Origin of the sequence: Rhizobium sp. 9140, assembly GCF_900067135.1 — a bacterium.
In the GTDB taxonomy this organism is placed as follows: Bacteria; Pseudomonadota; Alphaproteobacteria; order Rhizobiales; family Rhizobiaceae; genus Ferranicluibacter.
The window spans coordinates 3,110,922-3,130,363 of record NZ_FJUR01000001.1 but is presented as its reverse complement, the minus strand read 5'-3'; the positions used below and the strand labels follow the sequence as shown (position 1 = coordinate 3,130,363).

The 19,442-nt window shown below is 62.6% G+C and carries 17 protein-coding genes and 1 tRNA gene; 12 read left to right on the top strand and 6 right to left on the bottom strand.

The window, feature by feature from the left end; genetic code table 11:
- The first annotated feature begins 5 nt into the window (after nt 1–5).
- From GA0004734_RS14680 to GA0004734_RS14665, 4 genes are read left to right on the top strand one after another with little or no spacing between them, the layout of a single operon-like run.
- Nucleotides 6–1,079: an ABC transporter permease gene (locus GA0004734_RS14680; protein ID WP_175386381.1), complete on the top strand. Its 1,074-nt coding sequence runs from the start codon at nt 6–8 to the stop codon at nt 1,077–1,079.
- Nucleotides 1,076–2,005 carry an ABC transporter permease gene (locus GA0004734_RS14675; protein ID WP_092934846.1) on the top strand — a complete coding sequence of 310 codons (930 nt, stop codon included), beginning with the start codon at nt 1,076–1,078 and terminating at the stop codon, nt 2,003–2,005. Before GA0004734_RS14680 ends, GA0004734_RS14675 begins: the two co-directional genes overlap by 4 nt.
- On the top strand, nt 2,002–2,835 hold the full coding sequence (locus GA0004734_RS14670) for an ABC transporter ATP-binding protein (protein ID WP_092934844.1): 834 nt from the start codon (nt 2,002–2,004) through the stop codon (nt 2,833–2,835). The genes GA0004734_RS14675 and GA0004734_RS14670 overlap by 4 nt, the downstream gene beginning before the upstream one ends.
- Nucleotides 2,832–3,587 carry an ABC transporter ATP-binding protein gene (locus tag GA0004734_RS14665; protein ID WP_092934843.1) on the top strand — a complete coding sequence of 252 codons (756 nt, stop codon included), beginning with the start codon at nt 2,832–2,834 and terminating at the stop codon, nt 3,585–3,587. Before GA0004734_RS14670 ends, GA0004734_RS14665 begins: the two co-directional genes overlap by 4 nt.
- A 151-nt stretch (nt 3,588–3,738) precedes the next feature.
- On the opposite strand, the gene GA0004734_RS14660 is transcribed toward GA0004734_RS14665, so the two are convergent.
- A complete protein-coding gene (locus tag GA0004734_RS14660) occupies nt 3,739–6,420 on the bottom strand; it encodes a glycosyltransferase (protein ID WP_175386379.1) in 2,682 nt (893 codons plus the stop codon).
- 377 nt (nt 6,421–6,797) lie between these two features.
- On the opposite strand from GA0004734_RS14660, the gene GA0004734_RS14655 reads away from it, so the two are divergent.
- Both GA0004734_RS14655 and eutC read left to right on the top strand, forming a co-directional pair.
- Nucleotides 6,798–8,180: an ethanolamine ammonia-lyase subunit EutB gene (locus GA0004734_RS14655; protein ID WP_092934839.1), complete on the top strand. Its 1,383-nt coding sequence runs from the start codon at nt 6,798–6,800 to the stop codon at nt 8,178–8,180.
- A 1-nt stretch (nt 8,181) separates the two neighbouring features.
- Nucleotides 8,182–8,973: an ethanolamine ammonia-lyase subunit EutC gene (gene eutC, locus GA0004734_RS14650; RefSeq protein WP_092934837.1), complete on the top strand. Its 792-nt coding sequence runs from the start codon at nt 8,182–8,184 to the stop codon at nt 8,971–8,973.
- 146 nt (nt 8,974–9,119) lie between these two features.
- Here eutC and GA0004734_RS26010 read toward each other — a convergent pair whose 3' ends face one another.
- Nucleotides 9,120–9,296, bottom strand: coding sequence for a hypothetical protein (locus GA0004734_RS26010; RefSeq protein WP_165906830.1), 177 nt, complete (start codon nt 9,294–9,296; stop codon nt 9,120–9,122).
- Nucleotides 9,297–9,600: 304 nt separating this feature from the next.
- Here GA0004734_RS26010 and GA0004734_RS14645 point away from each other — a divergent pair, with 304 nt between their 5' ends.
- A complete protein-coding gene (locus tag GA0004734_RS14645; protein WP_139056278.1) occupies nt 9,601–9,936 on the top strand; it encodes a hypothetical protein in 336 nt (111 codons plus the stop codon).
- 237 nt (nt 9,937–10,173) lie between these two features.
- Complete coding sequence (locus GA0004734_RS14640) at nt 10,174–11,991, top strand: methyl-accepting chemotaxis protein (RefSeq protein ID WP_092934834.1); 1,818 nt, start codon at nt 10,174–10,176, stop codon at nt 11,989–11,991.
- A 205-nt stretch (nt 11,992–12,196) separates the two neighbouring features.
- Here GA0004734_RS14640 and GA0004734_RS14635 read toward each other — a convergent pair.
- A tRNA-Arg gene (locus GA0004734_RS14635) sits at nt 12,197–12,273 on the bottom strand.
- Nucleotides 12,274–12,485: 212 nt separating this feature from the next.
- Here GA0004734_RS14635 and GA0004734_RS14630 point away from each other — a divergent pair.
- Together GA0004734_RS14630 and GA0004734_RS14625 are read left to right on the top strand one after the other, a co-directional pair.
- Nucleotides 12,486–13,184 carry an SDR family NAD(P)-dependent oxidoreductase gene (locus GA0004734_RS14630; protein ID WP_092934832.1) on the top strand — a complete coding sequence of 233 codons (699 nt, stop codon included), beginning with the start codon at nt 12,486–12,488 and terminating at the stop codon, nt 13,182–13,184.
- A 43-nt stretch (nt 13,185–13,227) separates the two neighbouring features.
- Nucleotides 13,228–14,781 (top strand): cryptochrome/photolyase family protein, encoded by a 1,554-nt coding sequence (locus tag GA0004734_RS14625; protein WP_092934830.1) that lies wholly within the window; start codon nt 13,228–13,230, stop codon nt 14,779–14,781.
- Between the two features lie 31 nt (nt 14,782–14,812).
- On the opposite strand, the gene iolG is transcribed toward GA0004734_RS14625, so the two are convergent.
- Nucleotides 14,813–15,808: an inositol 2-dehydrogenase gene (iolG, locus tag GA0004734_RS14620; RefSeq protein ID WP_092934828.1), complete on the bottom strand. Its 996-nt coding sequence runs from the start codon at nt 15,806–15,808 to the stop codon at nt 14,813–14,815.
- A gap of 348 nt (nt 15,809–16,156) precedes the next feature.
- Between iolG and GA0004734_RS26420 the strand changes: the two genes are divergently transcribed.
- Complete coding sequence (locus tag GA0004734_RS26420; RefSeq protein ID WP_245292428.1) at nt 16,157–16,438, top strand: hypothetical protein; 282 nt, start codon at nt 16,157–16,159, stop codon at nt 16,436–16,438.
- Between the two features lie 23 nt (nt 16,439–16,461).
- Here GA0004734_RS26420 and GA0004734_RS14610 read toward each other — a convergent pair whose 3' ends face one another.
- Nucleotides 16,462–16,974, bottom strand: a complete 513-nt coding sequence (locus tag GA0004734_RS14610) for a hypothetical protein (RefSeq protein ID WP_092934826.1) — start codon at nt 16,972–16,974, stop codon at nt 16,462–16,464.
- 111 nt (nt 16,975–17,085) lie between these two features.
- Nucleotides 17,086–18,063, bottom strand: a complete 978-nt coding sequence (locus tag GA0004734_RS14605) for a LysR family transcriptional regulator (RefSeq protein ID WP_092934824.1) — start codon at nt 18,061–18,063, stop codon at nt 17,086–17,088.
- Between the two features lie 278 nt (nt 18,064–18,341).
- Between GA0004734_RS14605 and chvE the strand changes: the two genes are divergently transcribed.
- Nucleotides 18,342–19,409, top strand: a complete 1,068-nt coding sequence (gene chvE, locus GA0004734_RS14600; RefSeq protein WP_092934822.1) for a multiple monosaccharide ABC transporter substrate-binding protein — start codon at nt 18,342–18,344, stop codon at nt 19,407–19,409.
- The last annotated feature ends 33 nt before the right edge of the window (nt 19,410–19,442 follow it).

The following is a 19,442-nucleotide window of genomic DNA, read 5'->3' as shown; positions in this document are numbered from 1 at the left end:
ACCGCATGACCCTTCCCGAAACGTCGCAGATGGTGGCCGGGCGCTCGAAAGGCGCCCGGGCGCGGGGGCGGGCGGCAATCGTCGCGCGCTTCCTCGTGGTCATCGTCACTACCTATCTCGGCCTTCTCGCCGTGACCTTCTTCATCGGCCGGGTGATCCCGATCGATCCGGTGCTCGCCGTTCTCGGCGACCGTGCGCCGGCCCATGTGGTGGAGCGGGTGCGCGAGGAGATGGGTCTGAACCTGCCGCTCTACCAGCAGTTCTTCCGCTATCTCGGCGATGCGCTGCAGGGGAATTTCGGGACGTCGGTGCTCACCACCAATCCTGTGATGACCGACATCCGTCGCGTGCTGCCGGCGACCTTCGAACTTGCAACACTGGGAACGCTGATCGGCAGCCTCATCGGCGTGCCCTTGGGGGTTCTGGCGGCGGTCAAGCGCGGCAGCCTGATCGACCAGGCGGTGCGCGTCGTCGGGCTGATCGGATATTCCGTGCCGATCTTCTGGCTGGCGCTGCTGTCGCTGTTGCTGTTCTACGCACAGCTTCGCTGGGTCGCCTTTCCCGGCCGGATCGATGTGGTCTACGAATATACCTTCACGCCGGAAACGGGGCTTTTCCTGCTGGATTCGCTCTGGCAGGGGCAGTGGGACGTGTTCCGCGACGTCTTTCGCCACATCATCCTGCCGGCAAGCCTGCTCGGCTATGTCTCTCTTGCCTATATCAGCCGGATGACGCGCAATTTCATGCTCAATGAACTGTCGCAGGAATACATCGTTGCGGCCCGGGCAAAGGGACTTTCCGAGGCGCGGATCATCTGGTTCCACGCGCTGCGCAATGCGGCCGTGCCGCTGGTCACCGTCATCGCGCTCTCCTATGCGAGCCTTCTCGAAGGCTCTGTGCTGACCGAGACGGTGTTTGCCTGGCCGGGCATCGGGCTCTACATCACCAATTCGCTGCAGAACGCCGACATGAACGCCGTGCTCGGCGGCACGATCGTGATCGGCTCCATCTTCATCGCCATCAATATCCTGTCCGATATTCTCTACCGGACGCTCGACCCGAGGACGCGCGCGCGATGACGGCTGTACCCTCCGCTCCCATGAGCCGGCGCGACTGGCTTCTTTCCGACCGGCCGCAATCGCGGATGCAGGCGCGGCTCGGCCGGGCCTACATGACGTGGCGCCGGTTTTCCGCCAACCGGCTGGCGCTCGTCGGCCTCGGCATTCTCCTCCTGCTGATTTTCATGGCGGTCTTTGCCGGCGTGTCGTCGCCGCATTCGCCCGTCATCGGCAATCTCGCCGGCGCGCGTTTGCTGCCGCCCGGTTCGCCCGGATATCTACTCGGCACCGACGAGCAGGGGCGCGATATTCTTTCGCGGCTTCTGCACGGGTCCCGGCTGACGCTGTTCGTCATCATCCTCGTCGCCGTCATCGCCGCGCCGACCGGGCTTATCGTCGGCGCGGTCGCCGGCTATGCCGGGGGCTGGGTCGATGCGGTGCTGATGCGGATCACCGATATCTTCCTCGCCTTTCCGAAGCTCGTTCTGGCGCTCGCGCTCGTTGCCGCCCTCGGGCCGGGAATCGAGAACGCGGTGCTGGCCATCGCCGTTACCTCCTGGCCGCCCTATGCACGCATCGCACGGGCGGAAACCATGACCGTGCGCAATGCAGACTATATCGCCGCGGTGCGGCTGATGGGGGCGTCGCCGCTCCGCATCGTGTTGCTGCATGTCATGCCCATGTGTCTGTCGTCGCTGATCGTGCGCATCACGCTCGATATGGCAGGCGTCATCCTGACGGCCGCGGGCCTCGGCTTCCTCGGGCTCGGCGCTCAGCCGCCGCTGCCGGAATGGGGCGCGATGATCGCATCCGGCCGCCGCTTCATCCTCGATCAGTGGTGGGTGGCGACCATGCCGGGCATCGCGATCCTGCTCGTCAGCCTCGCCTTCAACCTTCTGGGCGACGGCCTTCGTGATGCCCTCGACCCGCGCGAGGCCGGACAATGAACCCGTTGTTGACGGTCGAGGACCTGCGCGTCAGCTTCCCCACACGCACTGGGCTGGTGGAGGCGGTGCGCGGCGCGACGTTCTCGCTGGGACGCGAGCGCCTCGGGATCGTTGGCGAAAGCGGTTCGGGAAAATCCCAGACCGGACGCGCCATCATGGGGCTGACACCGCCGCATGCGCGTATCACGGCGAAGACGCTGAATTTCGACGGGATCGATCTGCTCAAGGCCTCTGCACGCCAGAGGCGCGACCTGCGCGGCAATCGCGTCGCCATGATCCTGCAGGATCCGAAATATTCGCTGAACCCGGTGATGACCATCGGCCGGCAGATCGTGGAGACCTTGCGCACGCATCGCAAGATCGGCGCCTCCGAGGCGAAGGAGCGGGCGATCGCCATGCTGGAGGCCGTGCAGATCCGAGATGCCGCACGCGTCTTCGACCTGCACCCGCACGAGGTTTCCGGCGGCATGGGACAGCGCGCGATGATCGCGATGATGCTGATCGCCGAGCCGGAGTTGCTGATCGCCGACGAGCCGACCTCCGCGCTCGACGTGACGGTGCAGCTCGATGTGCTCGGCATTCTCGACAAATTGGTGTCGGAGCGCGGCATGGGGCTGATCTTCGTCAGCCACGACCTGCGGCTGGTCTCGTCCTTCTGCGACCGGGTGATCGTCATGTATGCCGGGCGCATCGTCGAGGAGATCGCTGCCGCCGATCTGCGGAATGCGCGCCATCCCTATACGCAAGGGCTCTTGTCGTGCATGCCGGAGATCGGCAACGACCGGCATCCGCTGCCCGTGCTCGACCGCAAGCCGGAGTGGGCGCTATGAAAATTGCCGTTTCCGCACGCGATGTGACGGTCATCTACGAGGATTTCAAGGCGCTCGACGGTGTCAGCGTCGCGGTCGAAAAGGGGCAGTCCTACGGTCTCGTCGGCGAATCCGGTTCCGGTAAATCGACGTTGCTGCGGGCGATTGCGGGCCTTGCCCCGGTTGCCTCGGGTGCGTTGGAGGTCAACGGCCGGACGCTCAAGCCGCGTCGCCGTGACAAGGCCTTCTATCGCGACGTCCAGATGGTCTTCCAGGACCCCTACGGCTCGCTGCATCCGCGCCAGACCATCGATCGTCTGCTCCAGGAGCCGCTGGCGATCCACGGTATCTCCGACGCCGAGGCGCGGATCGCGCGGGCGCTGGACGAGGTGGGCCTGGGGACAGGATTCCGGTTCCGCTACTCGCACCAGCTCTCCGGCGGGCAGCGGCAGCGCGTGGCGATCGCCCGGGCGCTGATCGTCGAGCCCTCTATCCTGCTTCTGGACGAGCCGACATCCGCGCTCGACGCTTCGGTTCAGGCCGAAGTGCTCAATCTGCTCGAGCAGATCCGGCGCGACCGTGGCCTGACCTTCCTGATGGTCAGCCACGACCTCGGTGTCGTCACGCATATGTGCGACCAGCTCGCCGTGATGAGCAGCGGCAGGGTTGTGGAGCACCTGAGTGCGTCCGATCTCGTTGAAGGCCGGATCACTGCGGACTACACGCGGAACCTGATGGTCGCAAGCAAGGGCTTCGTCCGCACGGAGGCGTGACGTCGCTCGCGCTCCCTGAAGCCGGTCTACGAACCTGCGGTTATGCCCGACAGCGTGCGGGGGTACACACGCGTTTACCCGTTTGTCATCATCACAAAAACGCCCGCGCGTCCTTTACAGAGGCGCGGGCCAAATCTGCGGAATGCCGATGTCAGAGAGATGCACTCTTCCTGACAGGCTCTGCCGAAACCGTCGTCGTGGCCTTGCCGGGCTGAGAGATGGTCTCGGCCAGTGCCAAAAGCGCGTCCGAAAGGGCCGTCGGGCTGTTGATCAGCTTCGGGTCAAGGATATGGCCCGTGCCGGCCTCGCGGATACGATCGGCCTGTGCGCCGAGGTCGAAGACAACCGTGGGGACGCCGGTCTTCAGCGCGATCGATAGGGTATAGCAGAAGGTTTCCGGCCAGACGCTGGGGATGAAGATCATGTCGGGCTGGATGCGCTCGAGCTCGATGAAGGCTTCCTCGTTCGTCGTATAGGCCCCGGTGATCTCCACATCGGCCTTGGTGAGGGCTTCATCGTTATTGGTGTAGCCGACCACGCTGTAGTCGATGCCGAGATAGCGGTCTCGGGAGTCGTTGGCCAATGCCAGCAGGATATCACTGCCTTTGTGAGAGCCGATGGCGCCGATGAGGCTGATGCGGATCTGCCCGTCCGGACGACGCGGCAGGACATCAGGCAGGACGTCCCATGTTTCCTCGTGCGGGACGACGCGGATATCGGCCTTCGGGAAGAAGGTTCGGAAGATCTCGGCCGATGCCTTGCTTGGCGATTCCACCTTGGCATCCACGAGAAACGCGTTGTAGGCCGCGTGGCGGATGTCGGGATCGCAGGGGTCGGTTGCCTGCGGGTTCTTCATCAGAGCCCACTGGCGCAGGTCGGCCATCGTCGGCAAGCCTGCATAGATCTGGTCGGGGCGAATGAGCTGGTAGTGGTGGGTGATGGCCGAGTAGTCGTGCAGCACCAGCGTCTTTTCTGCGCTGAGGCCTGAGAGAGAGGCGAGCAGGGCGCTGTGAAATTCCCAGGTCAGACCGGCGAACGAGTTCACCATGATACGGCTCGGCGAAAGATCGGCCAGCAGTTGCAGCACGAAGGCCATCTCGGTGCGCATGTCGATGTCCACGAGGTTCGGGACATAGATGTCGTCCTGCGAGAACGAGACCATGTGCTGATCATGCACCTTCATCATCAGAGACTTGGTGCCGAGGAGAGCAAGCTCGGTGGCCTTGTCCTTCAGGTAGGTGTCGATGCCGCCGCCCCAGTTGTGGGTGACCATCAGCGCGGCGCCCTTGGCCATGTCGATCAGCCGCGCACGATCCAGCGTGCGGCGGGCCGTCAGTGCCGGATCGGCTTCGAAATGATGACGCACGAGCGCCGGGTAGTTCGGATGCTTGCGCAGCAGCGCCTTCTGACCGGCATCGAAATTCTCCGCCTTGGAGGAGGAGAACGAGACGGAGCCGACGTGGAAGGTGAAGACGTCGCAGGCAAGCAGGTTCTTGTATCCCGCATTCAGGCTGCGCATGCAGAAGTCGTTTTCCTCGCCATAGCCGACCTTGAAGGCGACGGGGTCGAGTGCGCCGATCTCCTCGATGACCGAGCGGCGCATGTAGAAGCAGAAGCCGACGCCGGTCGGCGCCTCCACCGCGACGCCCGCATTGGCACGTCCGGCGATATCGTTCATTTCGGCCGGCGTGCACTCGAGCGACAGAAGGTTGTTCTTGTCGCGCAGCGGATAGCTGCAGAGCGTCGCGTTGTTGGAAAGCGGCGTGATGGTGGCAACGCGCGGGTCCTTGTCGGCATGGGCGATCATCCGCTCGAACCAGCCGGGGAAAACGAAGGCGTCGGAGTTCAGGAGCACGACATCCAGCCCACCCGAGAGATCGGCGATGGCATGGTTGCAGGTCTGGACGAAGCCGCGGTTCTTCTCGCTCAGGTGATAGTCGAACAGACCCTTGTCACCGAGGCGGGCCAGTTCTGCGTTGAGCTTCTGGTCCGGGCCGCAATCGTTGATGACGAGAAGGCTGTAGGCCGCATCGCCGCGTGCTGCGAGTGCATGATAGACGGAGGCAAGCGTCTCGTCGTAGCCCTTGTAGACGGGGAGGATGACGACGGCGCGCGTCTTCTTGCCGAGGATGGCCGGTGAGAGGGCGTCCCACGCAGCGCTGTCGGGCGCCTTTGCCGTGAACCAGCGTTTTTCGCTGAGCGCATTGCCGCGAAAGCCCTTGCTGCGGTTCTTGACGTAGTGCAGGAGCGGCATGGTGCCGGGCTTCAGGTACTTGCGGTACTGGCGCTCGTAGTACCACGGGTCGAAGATATGGGAAGGAGACCGCTTTTCCTTCCAGCCGAACAGGAGGTAGTGGAGGCGCGGATCGACGCCAGCCGATGCGATATCGCCGTTCAGTTCGAGATAGTCTTCCGTAGTGAAGACCTCGTCGATCATCCGGATCGTTTCCGGATAGGAATATTCCGAACCGAGCATCAGGCCCAGTTCCTTCTCGGCTTCCGGGTTGCCGTCGGCCTCGAAGGCTTTGAGGAAGTTCTCGTATCCACCCCACATGTCGCCGCGAAAGCGAAGCATATGCGCAAGGTGGAAGTAGGCTTCAGACTGGTCCGGCGCCAGTTCGCTCGCGGTCACGTAGGCGCTGCGGGCACTGCCGATGTCGCCCATTTCCTTGCGGCAATGACCGAGCTGGATCCAGATCGCAACCTTCGTCGGATCGGCCTTGAGGACCTGTTCATAGAGACGCGCAGCCTCTGCCCAATTGTGGGCGGCGTTCGCCGCATCCGCCCTTTGCAGGAGGGACGCTGTCGCACCTTTGCTTGATGTTCCTTTCAAGAGATCCAACCAGTTTCCGGCAGCCATGAATATCCTCGAAATGAAAATCTGAAAGATGAAATATGCGCCATAGGCGCCCGCTCGATCCGGTGTTCTTAAAGTGCACCTGCACTGACTGTCAAAGGATATCAAGGCTTTCCGATGGCAGGGCAAGCCTCTGTCGGCCCCGAATTATGGTCCGTCACGGCTAACACACTAACAAAGAAAGCGATTTCCCTCGCAGCGCGGCAAGCATTGTGCACTGCGGCGATTTCACCTTGCGGTACTCGGCGTACCGTGGTCTGTATCAGAACGGTCCTGAAGTGAATGGCGAGATCCGGGTTACGCGCAGCGCCGCTCTGCAGTCGTCGTCCGGATGCATGAAGCGGAGACGACACGTGACCTATCGCATCATTGCCGGTGGAACCCTGTGGGCCTTTGCCGACCTGAAGCAGCTGATGACCAAGGCCACGCCGCTTCGCTCGGGCGATGTCCTGGCCGGGGTCGCGGCGTCGAGTGCGGAAGAAAGCGTTGCCGCTCGCATGTGTCTTGCCGACGTGCCGCTGAAGCAGTTCCTCAGCGAGGCGCTCATTCCTTACGAGGTCGATGATGTCACGCGGCTGATCATGGACAGCCATGACGCGACCGCGTTCCGGCCTGTTGCGCACATGACGGTCGGGCAGTTCCGGGACTGGTTGCTCACGCCTGTCGCGAGTCCCGCCGTTCTCTCCGCGCTATCTCGCGGGTTGACGCCCGAGATGGTCGCGGCGGTGTCAAAGCTGATGCGCAACCAGGATCTCATTCTCGTCGCGCGGAAATGTCGCGTCGTTACGCGCTTCCGCAACACGATCGGCTTGGCCGGCACGATGGCGGTGCGACTACAGCCGAACCATCCCTATGACGACAAGCGCGGCATTGCGGCCAGTATCGTCGATGGGCTGCTTTACGGCTGCGGGGATGCGGTGATCGGCATCAATCCGGCTTCCGACAACATTGCCGTGCTGAGCGACCTGAACCACATGCTGGACGAGATCGTGCACCGCTACGACATTCCCACGCAGACCTGCATTCTCACGCATGTGACGTCGTCGATCGGCATGATCGAGCATGGCGTGCCGGTCGATCTGGTGTTCCAGTCGGTGGCCGGGACGCAGAAGACCAACCAGTCGTTCGGCGTGACGCTCGACATACTCAGGGAAGGGCGCGACGCGGCGCTGTCGCTGAAGCGCGGCACCGTCGGCGAAAATGTCATGTATTTCGAGACAGGCCAAGGGTCGGCACTCTCGGCCGGTGGCCATCATGGCGTCGATCAGCAGACCTGCGAGGCCCGCGCCTATGCCGTCTGCCGCGCGTTCGATCCCCTCATCGTCAACACGGTCGTCGGTTTCATCGGCCCGGAATATCTGGCCGACGGCAAGCAGATCGTGCGGGCCGGGCTGGAGGATCACTTCTGCGGCAAGCTCCTTGGCGTACCAATGGGCTGCGACATCTGCTACACCAACCACGCCGAAGCGGACCAGGACGATATGGACGTGCTGCTGACGCTGTTGGGGGCGGCCGGCGTCAACTTCGTCATCGGCGTTCCCGGCGCAGACGATATCATGCTGAACTACCAGTCGACCTCGTTTCACGACCAGCTCTACATCCGCGAGGTTCTCGGCCTTAAGCGCGCGCCGGAGTTCGAGGCATGGTTGCAGCGCATGGGGCTGACGGACGCTGCCGGTCAACTGACCCATTATGGGCTCGACCATCCCTTGCTCACGATTCTGGAGGCGTCCTGAGATGGCGAAGGATCTTCAAACAGCCCATGCGGCCCGTCTGCCGGAGAACAGGAATACGGCACTGAACACGCTGACGGACGCTCGTGTGGGCCTCGGCAGGGTCGGTGCGTCTATGCCGACGGAAGAGGTGCTGAAGTTCGCCTATGCGCATGCCCGCGCCCGCGATGCGGTGCATGCGGACTTCAACGTGCAGACCCTGGCGAACGCATTGGAGGCCATCGGCCTCAAGAGCGTTTCGGTCCGCAGTGCTGCACCGGATCGGATGACCTATCTTCGGCGGCCCGACCTTGGACGTCGGCTTGCCGATGACGATCGTGAGCGTCTGGACGCCTTGCAGACCGAGGGCGTCGATATCGGGATCGTCGTTGCCGACGGTCTTTCGGCAACGGCGGTGCATGTGAATGCCACGCCGTTTCTCGCCGCCCTTCTGCCGCTTCTGCACAGAGCTGGGCTATCGGTCGGTCCGGTCATCTTCGTGCAGAACGCGCGCGTGGCCGTCGGCGACGAGATCGGCGCGCTTCTGCGGGCGCGTCTCGTGCTGGTGCTGATCGGGGAGCGGCCGGGTTTGTCCTCGGCCGATAGCCTCGGCGTCTACCTGACGCATGGGCCGTTGCCCGGACGCTCGGATGCGGAGCGAAACTGCATCTCCAACATTCGCGAGGGCGGCCTCGTTCCGCCGCTTGCTGCCCGCAAAGCGATGTGGCTCGTGAACGAGTCCCTGCGGCGGCAGTTGAGCGGGGTGGCGTTGAAGGAAGAAGAAGCAATGATGATCGGCACGGCTGCCGAAGGCTGATCCTTGCTGGGGTAGCCTTTCAAGCGTCCATGTTGATGACGATACCTTCCCGAATGCGGCCTGCGACACACAGCGCACTCATGCTTTACGCACCTTTCGTCGCGTTCTCAGATTTCTCGACGCTGATCGGAGTTTGGATCCAATGCTCAAGGAATGAGCCAGACGATAACGGCGATGATGAGAGCCCAGGCGGCCAGCGACAGGAAGACGGCGAAAGCCAGCGCCAAGATGCGCAGCGTCGGGGCGAAACGTGACACCTCGTCCGGCCGACGTGCGGCCCATCCGAGAAGAGAGAATTCGCAGGAGAAGATCCAGGCTGGCATCGGTGTTCCCGGTAGGTTCGTCAACACTGACTTGAATACTAGGAGGCTGGGCAAGGACGCAAGCATAAACCGCACGATGTCGTTGTCCGCGGATTTTTCGCAACGTGAGGCGCTGTCTTTGGCATGTCTCGGGTTGTATGCGAAGGCGCCAGCGCCGCCTGGGCTTTCGCCGCCGTTTCTCCAATTAAGGTAAACATCAGCTAACTTAGACGAGGCTTGCGTCTGTTGCCGGCTGTGTGCACTGTGATAGTCGTAACTTATATTTCGCTGGCGGCTTCATCCCCGTGGCCGGAGGTTTTCAGGAATGCGACGTCATCGATACGGGTTTCGACCCACGCGGCGTCTGGTGGCGCTTCTTGGCGCCATGCTGATGTCGCTGGCTCTCTGGTGCCTGCTCTACGTCTCCTCTGTCATGGTGGCGTGGATGTGGTTCGGATGTCTCGTCGTGCTGGCCCTCGCTGCGATGGTCTTCTACGAAAGCGGAGACTTTCACAACGCAAGCTGGCCATTGACCATCCTTGCCTACGCATTCTGGCCACTGACCCTGATCGCCGCGCTCATCTATCTTGCCATTGTCGGTACTGCGGGCGCCGGCAAGCAGGCGGATACGGCCACCGCCACCCGCCTAACGGACTGCTGAGTGTACGTATTCAGTATCTTTCTGCCGCCTCTGCGCATTCCGGCGATCGGGCTTTGCCTGCTTCGGAAGATGCCGCAGAAAAGCACACATAATTCTAATATAAGAAAACCTTGTGTTACCTAAACTTAAGGGTTGAACAGCATACTGTCGCCAAACGCCGCGATGTAGGTCGGTGCCGTTGCGCTTCCCTGGTCATGATGGCCGGGCGGATGTGCGTCCGTCCATTATAGGTGTTTCGTGACAAGGCCATCCATCCGTACATCGCTTATCGGTATCTTCGCCGCCATCGCCGTTCTCACGGCGATTTTCTCCGTCGTGACGCTGCGGTCGCTGTCAAAAACGCAAGCGATTTCGGACAATGTCGTCACGGACGTGTTTCCAGCCGTCTCGGCCGTCAAGGATATCCGCATCGAGCTTGTGTCCATGCGGCTCGGCTATTTCCAGTATCTGGCGGCTCTGACGCCGGAAGCGACGAAAAAGGCTGAAGCCCTTCTGAGCGAAACGCGCCTCCGTATCCAGCATGCTGTGGCGGTCTACACGCCTTACGTCGGTTCCGATTCCGAGCGCGCGCTTCTGCAGCGCGTCACGGACAGCCTTGCCGCCTACGGCAAGGCCGGTGACGACATGATCGCGCTCGCCAAGGTGGGCAATTTCCAGCAGGCCAACGGTATGCTCGAATCCATGGGCAGCATCATCACGCCGGCAGAGACGGGTCTCGACGAACTGATTGCCGAAAACACCGCGCAGGTCACCGAGTCCACTAACCTCATGCATGCGACCTCCGCCGATGCGACCGTGCTGACCTTTATCCTGATCGGCATCGTCTCGACCCTTCTGATTGCCTCGACGCTCTACATCCTGCGCGGGATCGCCAGCCCGATCCGCGCGATCACGACCGCGATGACGGGCCTTGCCAAGGGCGACACCGACAGCGCCATTCCCTACGCCCAGCGCTCCGACGAAATCGGCCAGATGGCCAGCGCGGTCGAAGTCTTCCGGGCGGCAGCCGTGAGCAACAAGGAGCTCCAGAACCAGGCCGAATCCCTGCGGCGCACTGCCGAGGCCGACCGCGAGCGTCATTCGGCCGAGGCCGAACGTGCCGCGCAGGCGCGTCTCGATCAGGCGACATCGAGCCTTGCGGACGGCCTGCGCCGCCTGGCGGCCGGCGATCTCTCCTTCCGTCTCGATGTGCCCTTCGCCCCCGATTTCGAGGCTCTCCGCCACGACCTGAATGCAGCCGTCTCCCAGCTCGACGAGACGCTCGGCGCCGTTGCCCTGGCTGCCGACCAGATCGACAACGGCGCCCGCGAAGTCAGCGAAAGCGCCAACGACCTCTCGCGCCGCACCGAACAGCAGGCAGCCTCGCTCGAGGAGACGGCGGCCGCACTCGACCAGATCACCGCGAATGTCGGCCAGTCCTCCATGCGCACCAACGAGGCCCGCGAAGTGGCATCGCACGCCAACAAGAGCGCGTCCCGATCGGGCGAAGTCGTTGCCGAGGCCGTGACCGCCATGGGCCGTATCGAACATTCGTCGAGCCAGATCTCCTCGATCATCGGCGTCATCGACGAAATCGCCTTCCAGACGAACCTGCTGGCGCTGAACGCCGGCGTCGAGGCGGCGCGGGCCGGCGAAGCCGGCCGCGGCTTTGCCGTCGTCGCGCAGGAGGTCCGGGAACTCGCCCAGCGGTCGGCCAAGGCCGCCAAGGAAATCAAGGACCTCATTCGCAATTCCACGGCCGAAGTCGAAAGCGGCGTCAAGCTGGTACGCGACACCGGCGACGTGCTGAAGATGATCGAGGCGCATGTGATCGAGATCAACGGCCATATGGAGGCTATCGCCACTTCGGCCCGCGAGCAGTCGACCGGCCTTGCCGAGGTGAACATCGCCGTCAACCAAATGGACCAGGTAACGCAGCAGAACGCCGCCATGGTGGAAGAAACCAGCGCCGCCGGAAGCACGCTCGCCAGCGAAAGCGCCCGCCTGCGCGAACTGATCTCCCACTTCACCCTGGGCGGCCGCTCCTCCAACACCCACCAGCGCTACGCCGCCTAAGGCCCAAAGCCCTTCAACCCGAAAACCGGCCGCGTTCGCTCGGCCGGTTTTTTATGTCGGAACCACGGACGCCTCGATGCTCCGGCGTAGGGTCGAGACCGACCCTCTTATAGGAGAGACGGGTAATGAAGGCCTTTGTAGGCTCGGTGTCGGGTTGATCGATTGCTCTCGCCACGGACGTCTGATGCCGGGTATGAGAGGGAAATGGCGCACCCGACAGGATTCGAACCTGTGACCTTTGGAATCGGAATCCAACACTCTATCCAGCTGAGCTACGGGTGCAGCAACCGGCTTTGCCGGGTGGATGAGGGGTTCATAGCTTAGGTTTCGGTTGGCATCAATGGGGAAGAGGGGGATTGGTGGAAATTCAGGTGGGGGGTGGTTGGTGAGGTGGTGCAGGAGATCCGGTTGGGTGTGTGGGGCGTAGATGTTTTAGGATCTGGATCACGGGCCTGCTGGTGGGCCAACGGCGCAGGTGTGGCAGGGAGGATGGGATGCTGGGGTTTCGGCAAGGGTATCGGGCAGTGGTTCTCGGGGCCAGCGGCGGGATCGGGGCTGCGGTTCTGGCGGCGCTTGAGAGCGATCGGGGGTGCGGTGATGCGGTCGGGCTGTCGCGGCGGGATGACGGATTGGATGTGACGGAGGAGGAGGCTGTGCGGGCTGCCGCACTTGGCGTTGCCGAGCGGCTGGGATCGGTGGATCTGGTGTTCGATGCGACCGGGGCGCTGGAGATCGACGGGCATGGACCGGAGAAGACGATCCGGGCGATCGATCCCGCCGTCATGGCGCGGCAGTTTGCGGTGAACGCGATCGGGCCGGCGCTGCTGATCAAGCACTTTGCGCCTTTGCTGCCGCGGGATCGGCGCTGCGTGTTCGCGACGCTGTCTGCGCGGGTGGGGTCCATCGGCGACAACCGGCTCGGCGGGTGGATAGCCTATCGCTCGGCGAAGGCCGCGCTCAACCAGATCGTTCGGACGGCGGCGATCGAGATCGCGCGTACGTGCCCTGAGAGCATTGTCGTATCCTTGCATCCCGGCACGGTGGAAACCGGTCTGACGGCCCTGCATGGGCGGCACGCCCAAAAGCTTTTGCCAGCAGAGGCGGCGTCTGCGCTTCTCTCTATCATCGATGGCCTTTCGCCTTCGCAGACGGGGCAGTTCTTTGCCTATGACGGGACGGAAATTGCATGGTAGCGGCGGCATCGAACGCGCGGCAGATGGCGGGAGGCGATGTGCGATGAGCGGTGGCAACACTCGCAACCTGATCCTCATCCTTGGCGACCAACTGTCGCCGGAGATCTCGAGCCTTGCCAAGGCATCGGCGGATGATGTGGTGCTGATGTGTGAGGTTATGGAGGAGGCGCAATATGTGCGGCATCATCCGAAGAAGATCGCGTTTCTCTTTTCCGCCATGCGCCACTTTGCCGAGGATCTCAGGGCGCGCGGGCTGGCGGTGCGGTATCTGCGCCTGGAGGACGAGGGGAATAGCGGCTCGTTCGGAGGCGAGGTCGGTCGTGCCGTCTCAGAGCTGCGGCCGGACCGCGTCATCGTGACAGAACCGGGCGAGTTCCGCGTGCTGGAGATGATGGACGGCTGGCAGCGGGCGTTGAACGTTCCGGTCGAGATCCGTGACGACACGCGGTTTCTCTGTTCGCGGTCCGAATTCGCAGCCTTTGCCGGCGGGCGACGGCAGTTGCGGATGGAGACGTTCTATCGGGAGATGCGGCAGAAGACGCAGCTTTTGATGGAAGGCGACACGCCGGCCGGCGGGCGCTGGAACTTCGACGCCGATAACCGCAAACCCGCAACGCTCGATCTGTTCTCGCAGCCCCGCAAGGGGTTTAAGCCCGATGCGATCACCCAGGACGTGCTGGAGCTTGTCGGGCGGCGGTTCAGTGCGCATTTCGGGCGGCTGGAGGGCTTCGACTTCGCGGTCACGCGCGCGCAGGCAGAGACGTTGCGGGACCTGTTCATGGTCGATCACCTGCCATGCTTCGGCGAGCGGCAGGATGCGATGCTCTCGGGCGATCCCGCGCTCAGCCACTCGCTGCTCTCGTTCTATCTCAATGCGGGGCTGCTCGATCCTCTGGATCTCTGTCGGCGGGCGGAGGCCGTCTATCTCGCAGGCGATGCGCCGCTGAATGCGGTGGAAGGCTTCGTCCGCCAGATCATCGGCTGGCGCGAGTATATCCGTGGCGTCTACTGGCTGAAGATGCCGGATTACCGCGATATGAATTTTCTGGAGGCCGACCGTGCGCTTCCCGATTTCTACTGGACGGCCGAGACGCGCATGGCTTGCCTGCGGCAGGTGATCACGGAGACGCGCGACAACGCTTATGCCCACCATATCCAGCGGCTGATGATCACCGGAAACTTCGCCATGCTGGCTGGCATCCGTCCGCTTGAGATTCACCAGTGGTATCTCGAAGTCTATGCGGATGCCTATGAGTGGGTCGAGCTGCCGAACGTGATCGGCATGAGCCAGTTTGCCGATGGCGGCTTTCTCGGATCGAAGCCCTATGCCGCGGGCGGCAACTACATCAACCGCATGTCGGACTATTGCGAAGGCTGTGCTTACGACGTGCGCAAGAAGACAGGAAAGAATGCCTGCCCGTTCAACGCGCTCTACTGGGATTTCCTCGATCGCAACGCAGACAAGCTGAAGGGCAACCATCGGCTGGGGCCGGTCTATGCCGCATGGGCGCGGATGAGCCCGGAGAAGAAGCGGGAGACGCGGCAGAGCGCTCAGACATTCCTTGCGGAACTGGACGCCCTGCCGAAAACATACTGACGGCAGCCCTCCGGCAGAGGGCCGTTCGGGTTCAGATCTCGACGTCGATCCGGCGCTTCTCCTTGACCGAACGCAGTGCGGCTTCGGCGAGCGCGAGTGCCGCCAGGCCGTCCGCGCCGGAGGGTGTGATCGGCGTGCCGGTCTCGATGGCGGAGATGAAGCTCGCGATCTCGTTGGAATAGGCCTGGGTATATCGGGTCATAAAGAAATCGTGGAGGGGCGGGCGGGTATAGCCTTCGCCATTGGCGATCTCGATCGAGACGGCGCGCTGGTTTTCCGCCGAGGCGACGCCCTTGGAGCCGTGCACCTCGATGCGCTGGTCATAGCCATAAGTCGCGCGGCGCGAGTTCGAGATGATCGCCTGCTTCCCCGTGGCCGTTTCGAGGATCACGGACACGCTGTCATAATCGCCGGCGGTACCGATGTCGGGATCGACCAGCACCGCAGCATGGGCCGTGACAATGGTCGGCTCTTCGCCGAGGAGGAAGCGCGCCATGTCGAAATCGTGGATCGTCATGTCGCGGAAGATGCCGCCGGAGCGCTTGATGTAGTCGACCGGCGGCGCGCCGGGATCGCGCGAGATGATCGTCACCATTTCGACATCGCCGATGCGGCCGTCATCGATGGCCTGTCGTACCGCCATGAAATGTGGGTCGAAGCGACGGTTGAAGCCGACCATCAGCTTTCCGTCCGTCTCCGCGACCGTCTTCAGGCAATCGCGTACGCGTCCCACGTCGAGGTCGATCGGTTTTTCGCAGAAGATCGCCTTGCCGGCGCGGGCGAAGCGTTCGATCAGGTCCGCGTGGGTATCGGTGGGCGTGCAGATGACGACGGCGTCGATATCGTCGGCCGCCTCGATGGCCTCGATGGTGCGGACATCGCAGCCGTAGCTTTCGGCAATTGCCTGTGCGGCAGCCGGAAACGCATCGGCGACGGCCACGAGACGCGCATGCGCATCGCCGCTGACGGCCTTGGCATGAACCTTTCCGATACGGCCGGCGCCGAGGAGACCAAATCTCACTGTCATGTTACCACTTTCGATAGCGCGGCCCGAGAGCCACAGGACGCGGAATGATGCGCTCACTCCGCTGGAAGCGCTTGGCGATCCGCTCACGGCGGATCAGGCATGTCGAGGAGGGTAAGTGCCGGCAACGCCGTCTCCTCCCGAGGCGTCGCGTCGTCCTGATCGATGTCGAATCCTCCGGAACGAAACATTGATCTGGATTAATTTTTGGAATTTTTATTCCGTCTTCTTCCTGCCCGTCAAGCCGGTACCCTTGCGCTTGCGATGTTTTTTGCGCATGTCATCTGCGCAGAGTGACGCGATCCCGTGATATGGTGCGCTCGGCAGACGTTTGGTCATCCAAGAGGACGCATGCAGAAGTTCATCGACCCGGATCATCCTTTTTATCGTCCTCTCTGGAGGCGGCTGCTGATCGTCGGGAGCTGCGCGCTCTGGACGGCGGTCGAATTCTGGAACGGCGCCTCGACCTGGGGCATGATTTTCCTGGCCGTCACCGCCTACACTTCGGCCACCTTAATCGTGTTCTTCAAGCCAACGATACCATCGACCGATGTCGTGCCGCAGGAGACGGCGGTCGCCCCGCAGCCGCTCGCAGATCCCGACGCGCCGCCAACGGAAGAGCCGAGGGGCTGACGTCAGAGCTCGAGGCCCGCGTGCTATCGGGGGCGCTGTGGTGTCATGCCGATCGGCAGGCCGCGCTTCAGCCGGTGCAATGCTTCGTCCACCAGCATGTTGGCGATCGTCATCCGCGTCGTCGCCGCCTCTCTATCCTCCGGCGCGTGGCGATCCGGATGGTTGCGGTTGGCGAAAGCCCGGCGCTTTTCCGCGAGCGTTACCGGCGTTTCGGCATTCGAGAATTCCAGGTCTTCGGCGATCTGCGCGGGTGTCAGCCGGTCGAGATGGGCGGGACGTTGCCGGGGCAGGGGCCTTGCCGTTTGGAGACCCGGGGCGGGTCGCGGAAGCGGCGGTTCCGGCGCGGTGCTTCCGGCCTCGTCCATTTCGGCATAGGCTTGCCGCACGGTATCGCTGCCGGCGGCGCGTTCCGTATCGAAGGCGAGGCCTGCATTGAAGCCTGCGATGCCCGCACGCGGGGATGCCTCGCCCGCGTCCCGCGGGTCTTCCGCCTCTATGCGCTCGAGCACGGACTGGAAGAGCGATTTGCCGAACATGGCCGTCCTTCCGGCTGAACTGCACATGGATATCGCGCAGCGTATTGTCGTCGTCGCAAGCCAAGCACGACAGGATTGCGTAAGCCTGTCCATGCTGAGACCGGACGCCTGTCAGCCTTTGCTTTCCTGAAGGATCAGGTCGTAAAGCAGCTTGGCGCTCGGCGGCAGTTCGCGACCGCGGGGGGTGATGAGGCTGTAGGGGCGGATGGTGATGGCGAAATCGATCGGGAGGATGCGGATCTCGCCGATCGACGTTCCGTTGCTGGCGACCAGTTCCGCAACGTCCTTGGCCACGGGCGCAATCGCATTGGTGTTGCGCACGATGGAGAGGGTCAGGATAATCGAGGACGTATTGATCGTCGTGGTCGGCAGGGGCACGCCACTTGAGAGAAAACTATCCTCCACGGACCGCCGCAGCAGCGTGCCGGCCGGCTGAAAGACCCAGTCGTAGCCTGGCAGGTCCTCGTGCACGATGACCGGCTTTTCGAGCAGGGGATGGCCCTCGCGGACGATGAGACAGACGTCTTCCGAGCCGATTTCCACAAGGTCGAACTGGCGAGGATCGATATCGTCGGGAATACGACCGATGACGAAATCGTGACGTGCGGCCATCAGTTCGCGGATCAGCACGTTGCTGTTTTCCACCTGGATGCTGATCTCGATACCGGGATAGGCCGTCGTCACCTGGTGCATGGCGGGCACGGCGAGATGCAGGGCAGGGCCGGTGACCGAGCCGAGCGAGACCGAGCCGCCGCGGCCCGTCTTCAACTCGCCGATCTCACGGGCGGTTTCGCGAAGTTCGAGGAAAATGGTGCGCGCGCGTCGAGCAAGCGCCTTGCCATAGGGTGTGAGTTCGACGCCTCGCGCCACGCGCTCGCAAAGGGGTGCCCGCAGGATCGATTCGATTTCTCCGAGCATGCGTGAAGCTGCCGGTTGTGATATGCCGAGGGCCTCCGCAGCCGCGCTGATCTGTCCCCGGTCCTCAATCGCCAGGATCAGGTGCAGGTGGACAAGCTTCAAGCCCGACTTGAAAACATTGCGTGCAGACGTGCCAAGGGGCACAAGCCCTTGATTTTCTGTCTCTTCCATGTGACGTCACCCTCCCAGATCCCCAGTCTTCCAAAAATCACATTCTTTTCGTTTATTATACCAAAAAAAATATGCTCCTAGCCGAATATTGTATTTGACAGTTATGGAGATTGATTCCAGTTTGCGGCGATGTGCGCCGGCGCTAGCGGAGGTTAAAGCCGGGGGGATTTCTTCATTCATTTTCCCTCCACCCTGGAACGAGGTTCCGGGTGCGTCCAGCGCTGCACATATCGCGATGGCCCCAGGCCGGCGCGGTCAACACTCCAGGGAGAGACCTTATGAAATTGGTTACATCACTTCTGGCCGCTGCCGCCATCGGCGTCGCGTCCTTCGCCTTCCCCGCTTTCGCACAGGACAAGGGCGTCGTTGGCATTTCCATGCCGACCAAGACCTCGACCCGCTGGATCTCGGACGGCGAGACCATGGAAAAGCTGTTCAAGGAAGCCGGTTACACCGCCGACCTGCAGTTTGCTGACGACGATATCCCGAACCAGCTCGCCCAGATCGAGAACATGGTCACCAAGGGTGCCAAGGTTCTCGTCATCGGCGCCATCGACGGCACGACCCTCTCCGACATTCTCGCCAAGGCGCACGAAGCCGGCGTCAAGGTCATCGCTTATGACCGCCTGATCCGCGACAGCGGCAACGTCGACTACTACGCGACGTTCGACAACTTTCAGGTCGGCGTTCTCCAGGCAACCACGCTCGTCAACGGCCTGAAGCTGGACGGCGCGACCGAGCCGAAGAACGTCGAACTGTTCGGCGGTTCGCCTGACGACAACAACGCCTTCTTCTTCTACGATGGCGCCATGTCGGTTCTCCAGCCGCTGATCGACGCCAAGAAGATCGTCGTCAAGTCCGGCCAGATGGGCATGGAACAGGTCGGCACGCTGCGTTGGGACGGTGCCGTCGCACAGGCCCGCATGGAAAACCTGCTCTCCTCGACCTACACGGACGCAAAGGTCGATGGCGTTCTTTCTCCCTATGACGGTCTCTCGATCGGCATCATCTCGGCCCTGAAGGGCGTTGGCTACGGCTCGGGCGACATGCCGATGCCGATCGTCACCGGCCAGGACGCCGAGCTGCCTTCGGTCAAGTCGATCATGGCTGGCGAACAGTATTCCACGATCTTCAAGGACACGCGTGAACTGGCCAAGGTTACCGTTGGCATGGTCGATGCCGTGATCAGCGGCAAGGAGCCCCAGATCAACGACACCAAGACCTACGACAACGGCGTCAAGGTCGTCCCGGCCTACCTGCTGAAGCCGGTAGCCGTCGACAAGACCAATGCCAAGGACGTTCTGGTCGGTGCCGGCTACTACACAGCCGAGCAGATCGACAACTAAGCGATCACGCTATCATGGGGTCCGCGATACCCG

What these genes read in the sequence shown, in the direction of transcription:
- GA0004734_RS14670 (WP_092934844.1), top strand. Translation starts at nt 2,002, where the DNA reads ATGAACCCGTTGTTGACGGTCGAGGACCTGCGCGTCAGCTTCCCCACA.
- GA0004734_RS26420 (WP_245292428.1), top strand. Translation starts at nt 16,157, where the DNA reads ATGCAGAAGTTCATCGACCCGGATCATCCTTTTTATCGTCCTCTCTGG.
- GA0004734_RS14645 (WP_139056278.1), top strand. Translation starts at nt 9,601, where the DNA reads ATGCGACGTCATCGATACGGGTTTCGACCCACGCGGCGTCTGGTGGCG.
- GA0004734_RS14610 (WP_092934826.1), bottom strand. Translation starts at nt 16,974, where the DNA reads ATGTTCGGCAAATCGCTCTTCCAGTCCGTGCTCGAGCGCATAGAGGCG.
- iolG (WP_092934828.1), bottom strand. Translation starts at nt 15,808, where the DNA reads ATGACAGTGAGATTTGGTCTCCTCGGCGCCGGCCGTATCGGAAAGGTT.
- GA0004734_RS14625 (WP_092934830.1), top strand. Translation starts at nt 13,228, where the DNA reads ATGAGCGGTGGCAACACTCGCAACCTGATCCTCATCCTTGGCGACCAA.
- GA0004734_RS26010 (WP_165906830.1), bottom strand. Translation starts at nt 9,296, where the DNA reads ATGCCAGCCTGGATCTTCTCCTGCGAATTCTCTCTTCTCGGATGGGCC.
- GA0004734_RS14675 (WP_092934846.1), top strand. Translation starts at nt 1,076, where the DNA reads ATGACGGCTGTACCCTCCGCTCCCATGAGCCGGCGCGACTGGCTTCTT.
- GA0004734_RS14605 (WP_092934824.1), bottom strand. Translation starts at nt 18,063, where the DNA reads ATGGAAGAGACAGAAAATCAAGGGCTTGTGCCCCTTGGCACGTCTGCA.
- GA0004734_RS14680 (WP_175386381.1), top strand. Translation starts at nt 6, where the DNA reads ATGACCCTTCCCGAAACGTCGCAGATGGTGGCCGGGCGCTCGAAAGGC.
- GA0004734_RS14630 (WP_092934832.1), top strand. Translation starts at nt 12,486, where the DNA reads ATGCTGGGGTTTCGGCAAGGGTATCGGGCAGTGGTTCTCGGGGCCAGC.
- chvE (WP_092934822.1), top strand. Translation starts at nt 18,342, where the DNA reads ATGAAATTGGTTACATCACTTCTGGCCGCTGCCGCCATCGGCGTCGCG.
- eutC (WP_092934837.1), top strand. Translation starts at nt 8,182, where the DNA reads ATGGCGAAGGATCTTCAAACAGCCCATGCGGCCCGTCTGCCGGAGAAC.
- GA0004734_RS14665 (WP_092934843.1), top strand. Translation starts at nt 2,832, where the DNA reads ATGAAAATTGCCGTTTCCGCACGCGATGTGACGGTCATCTACGAGGAT.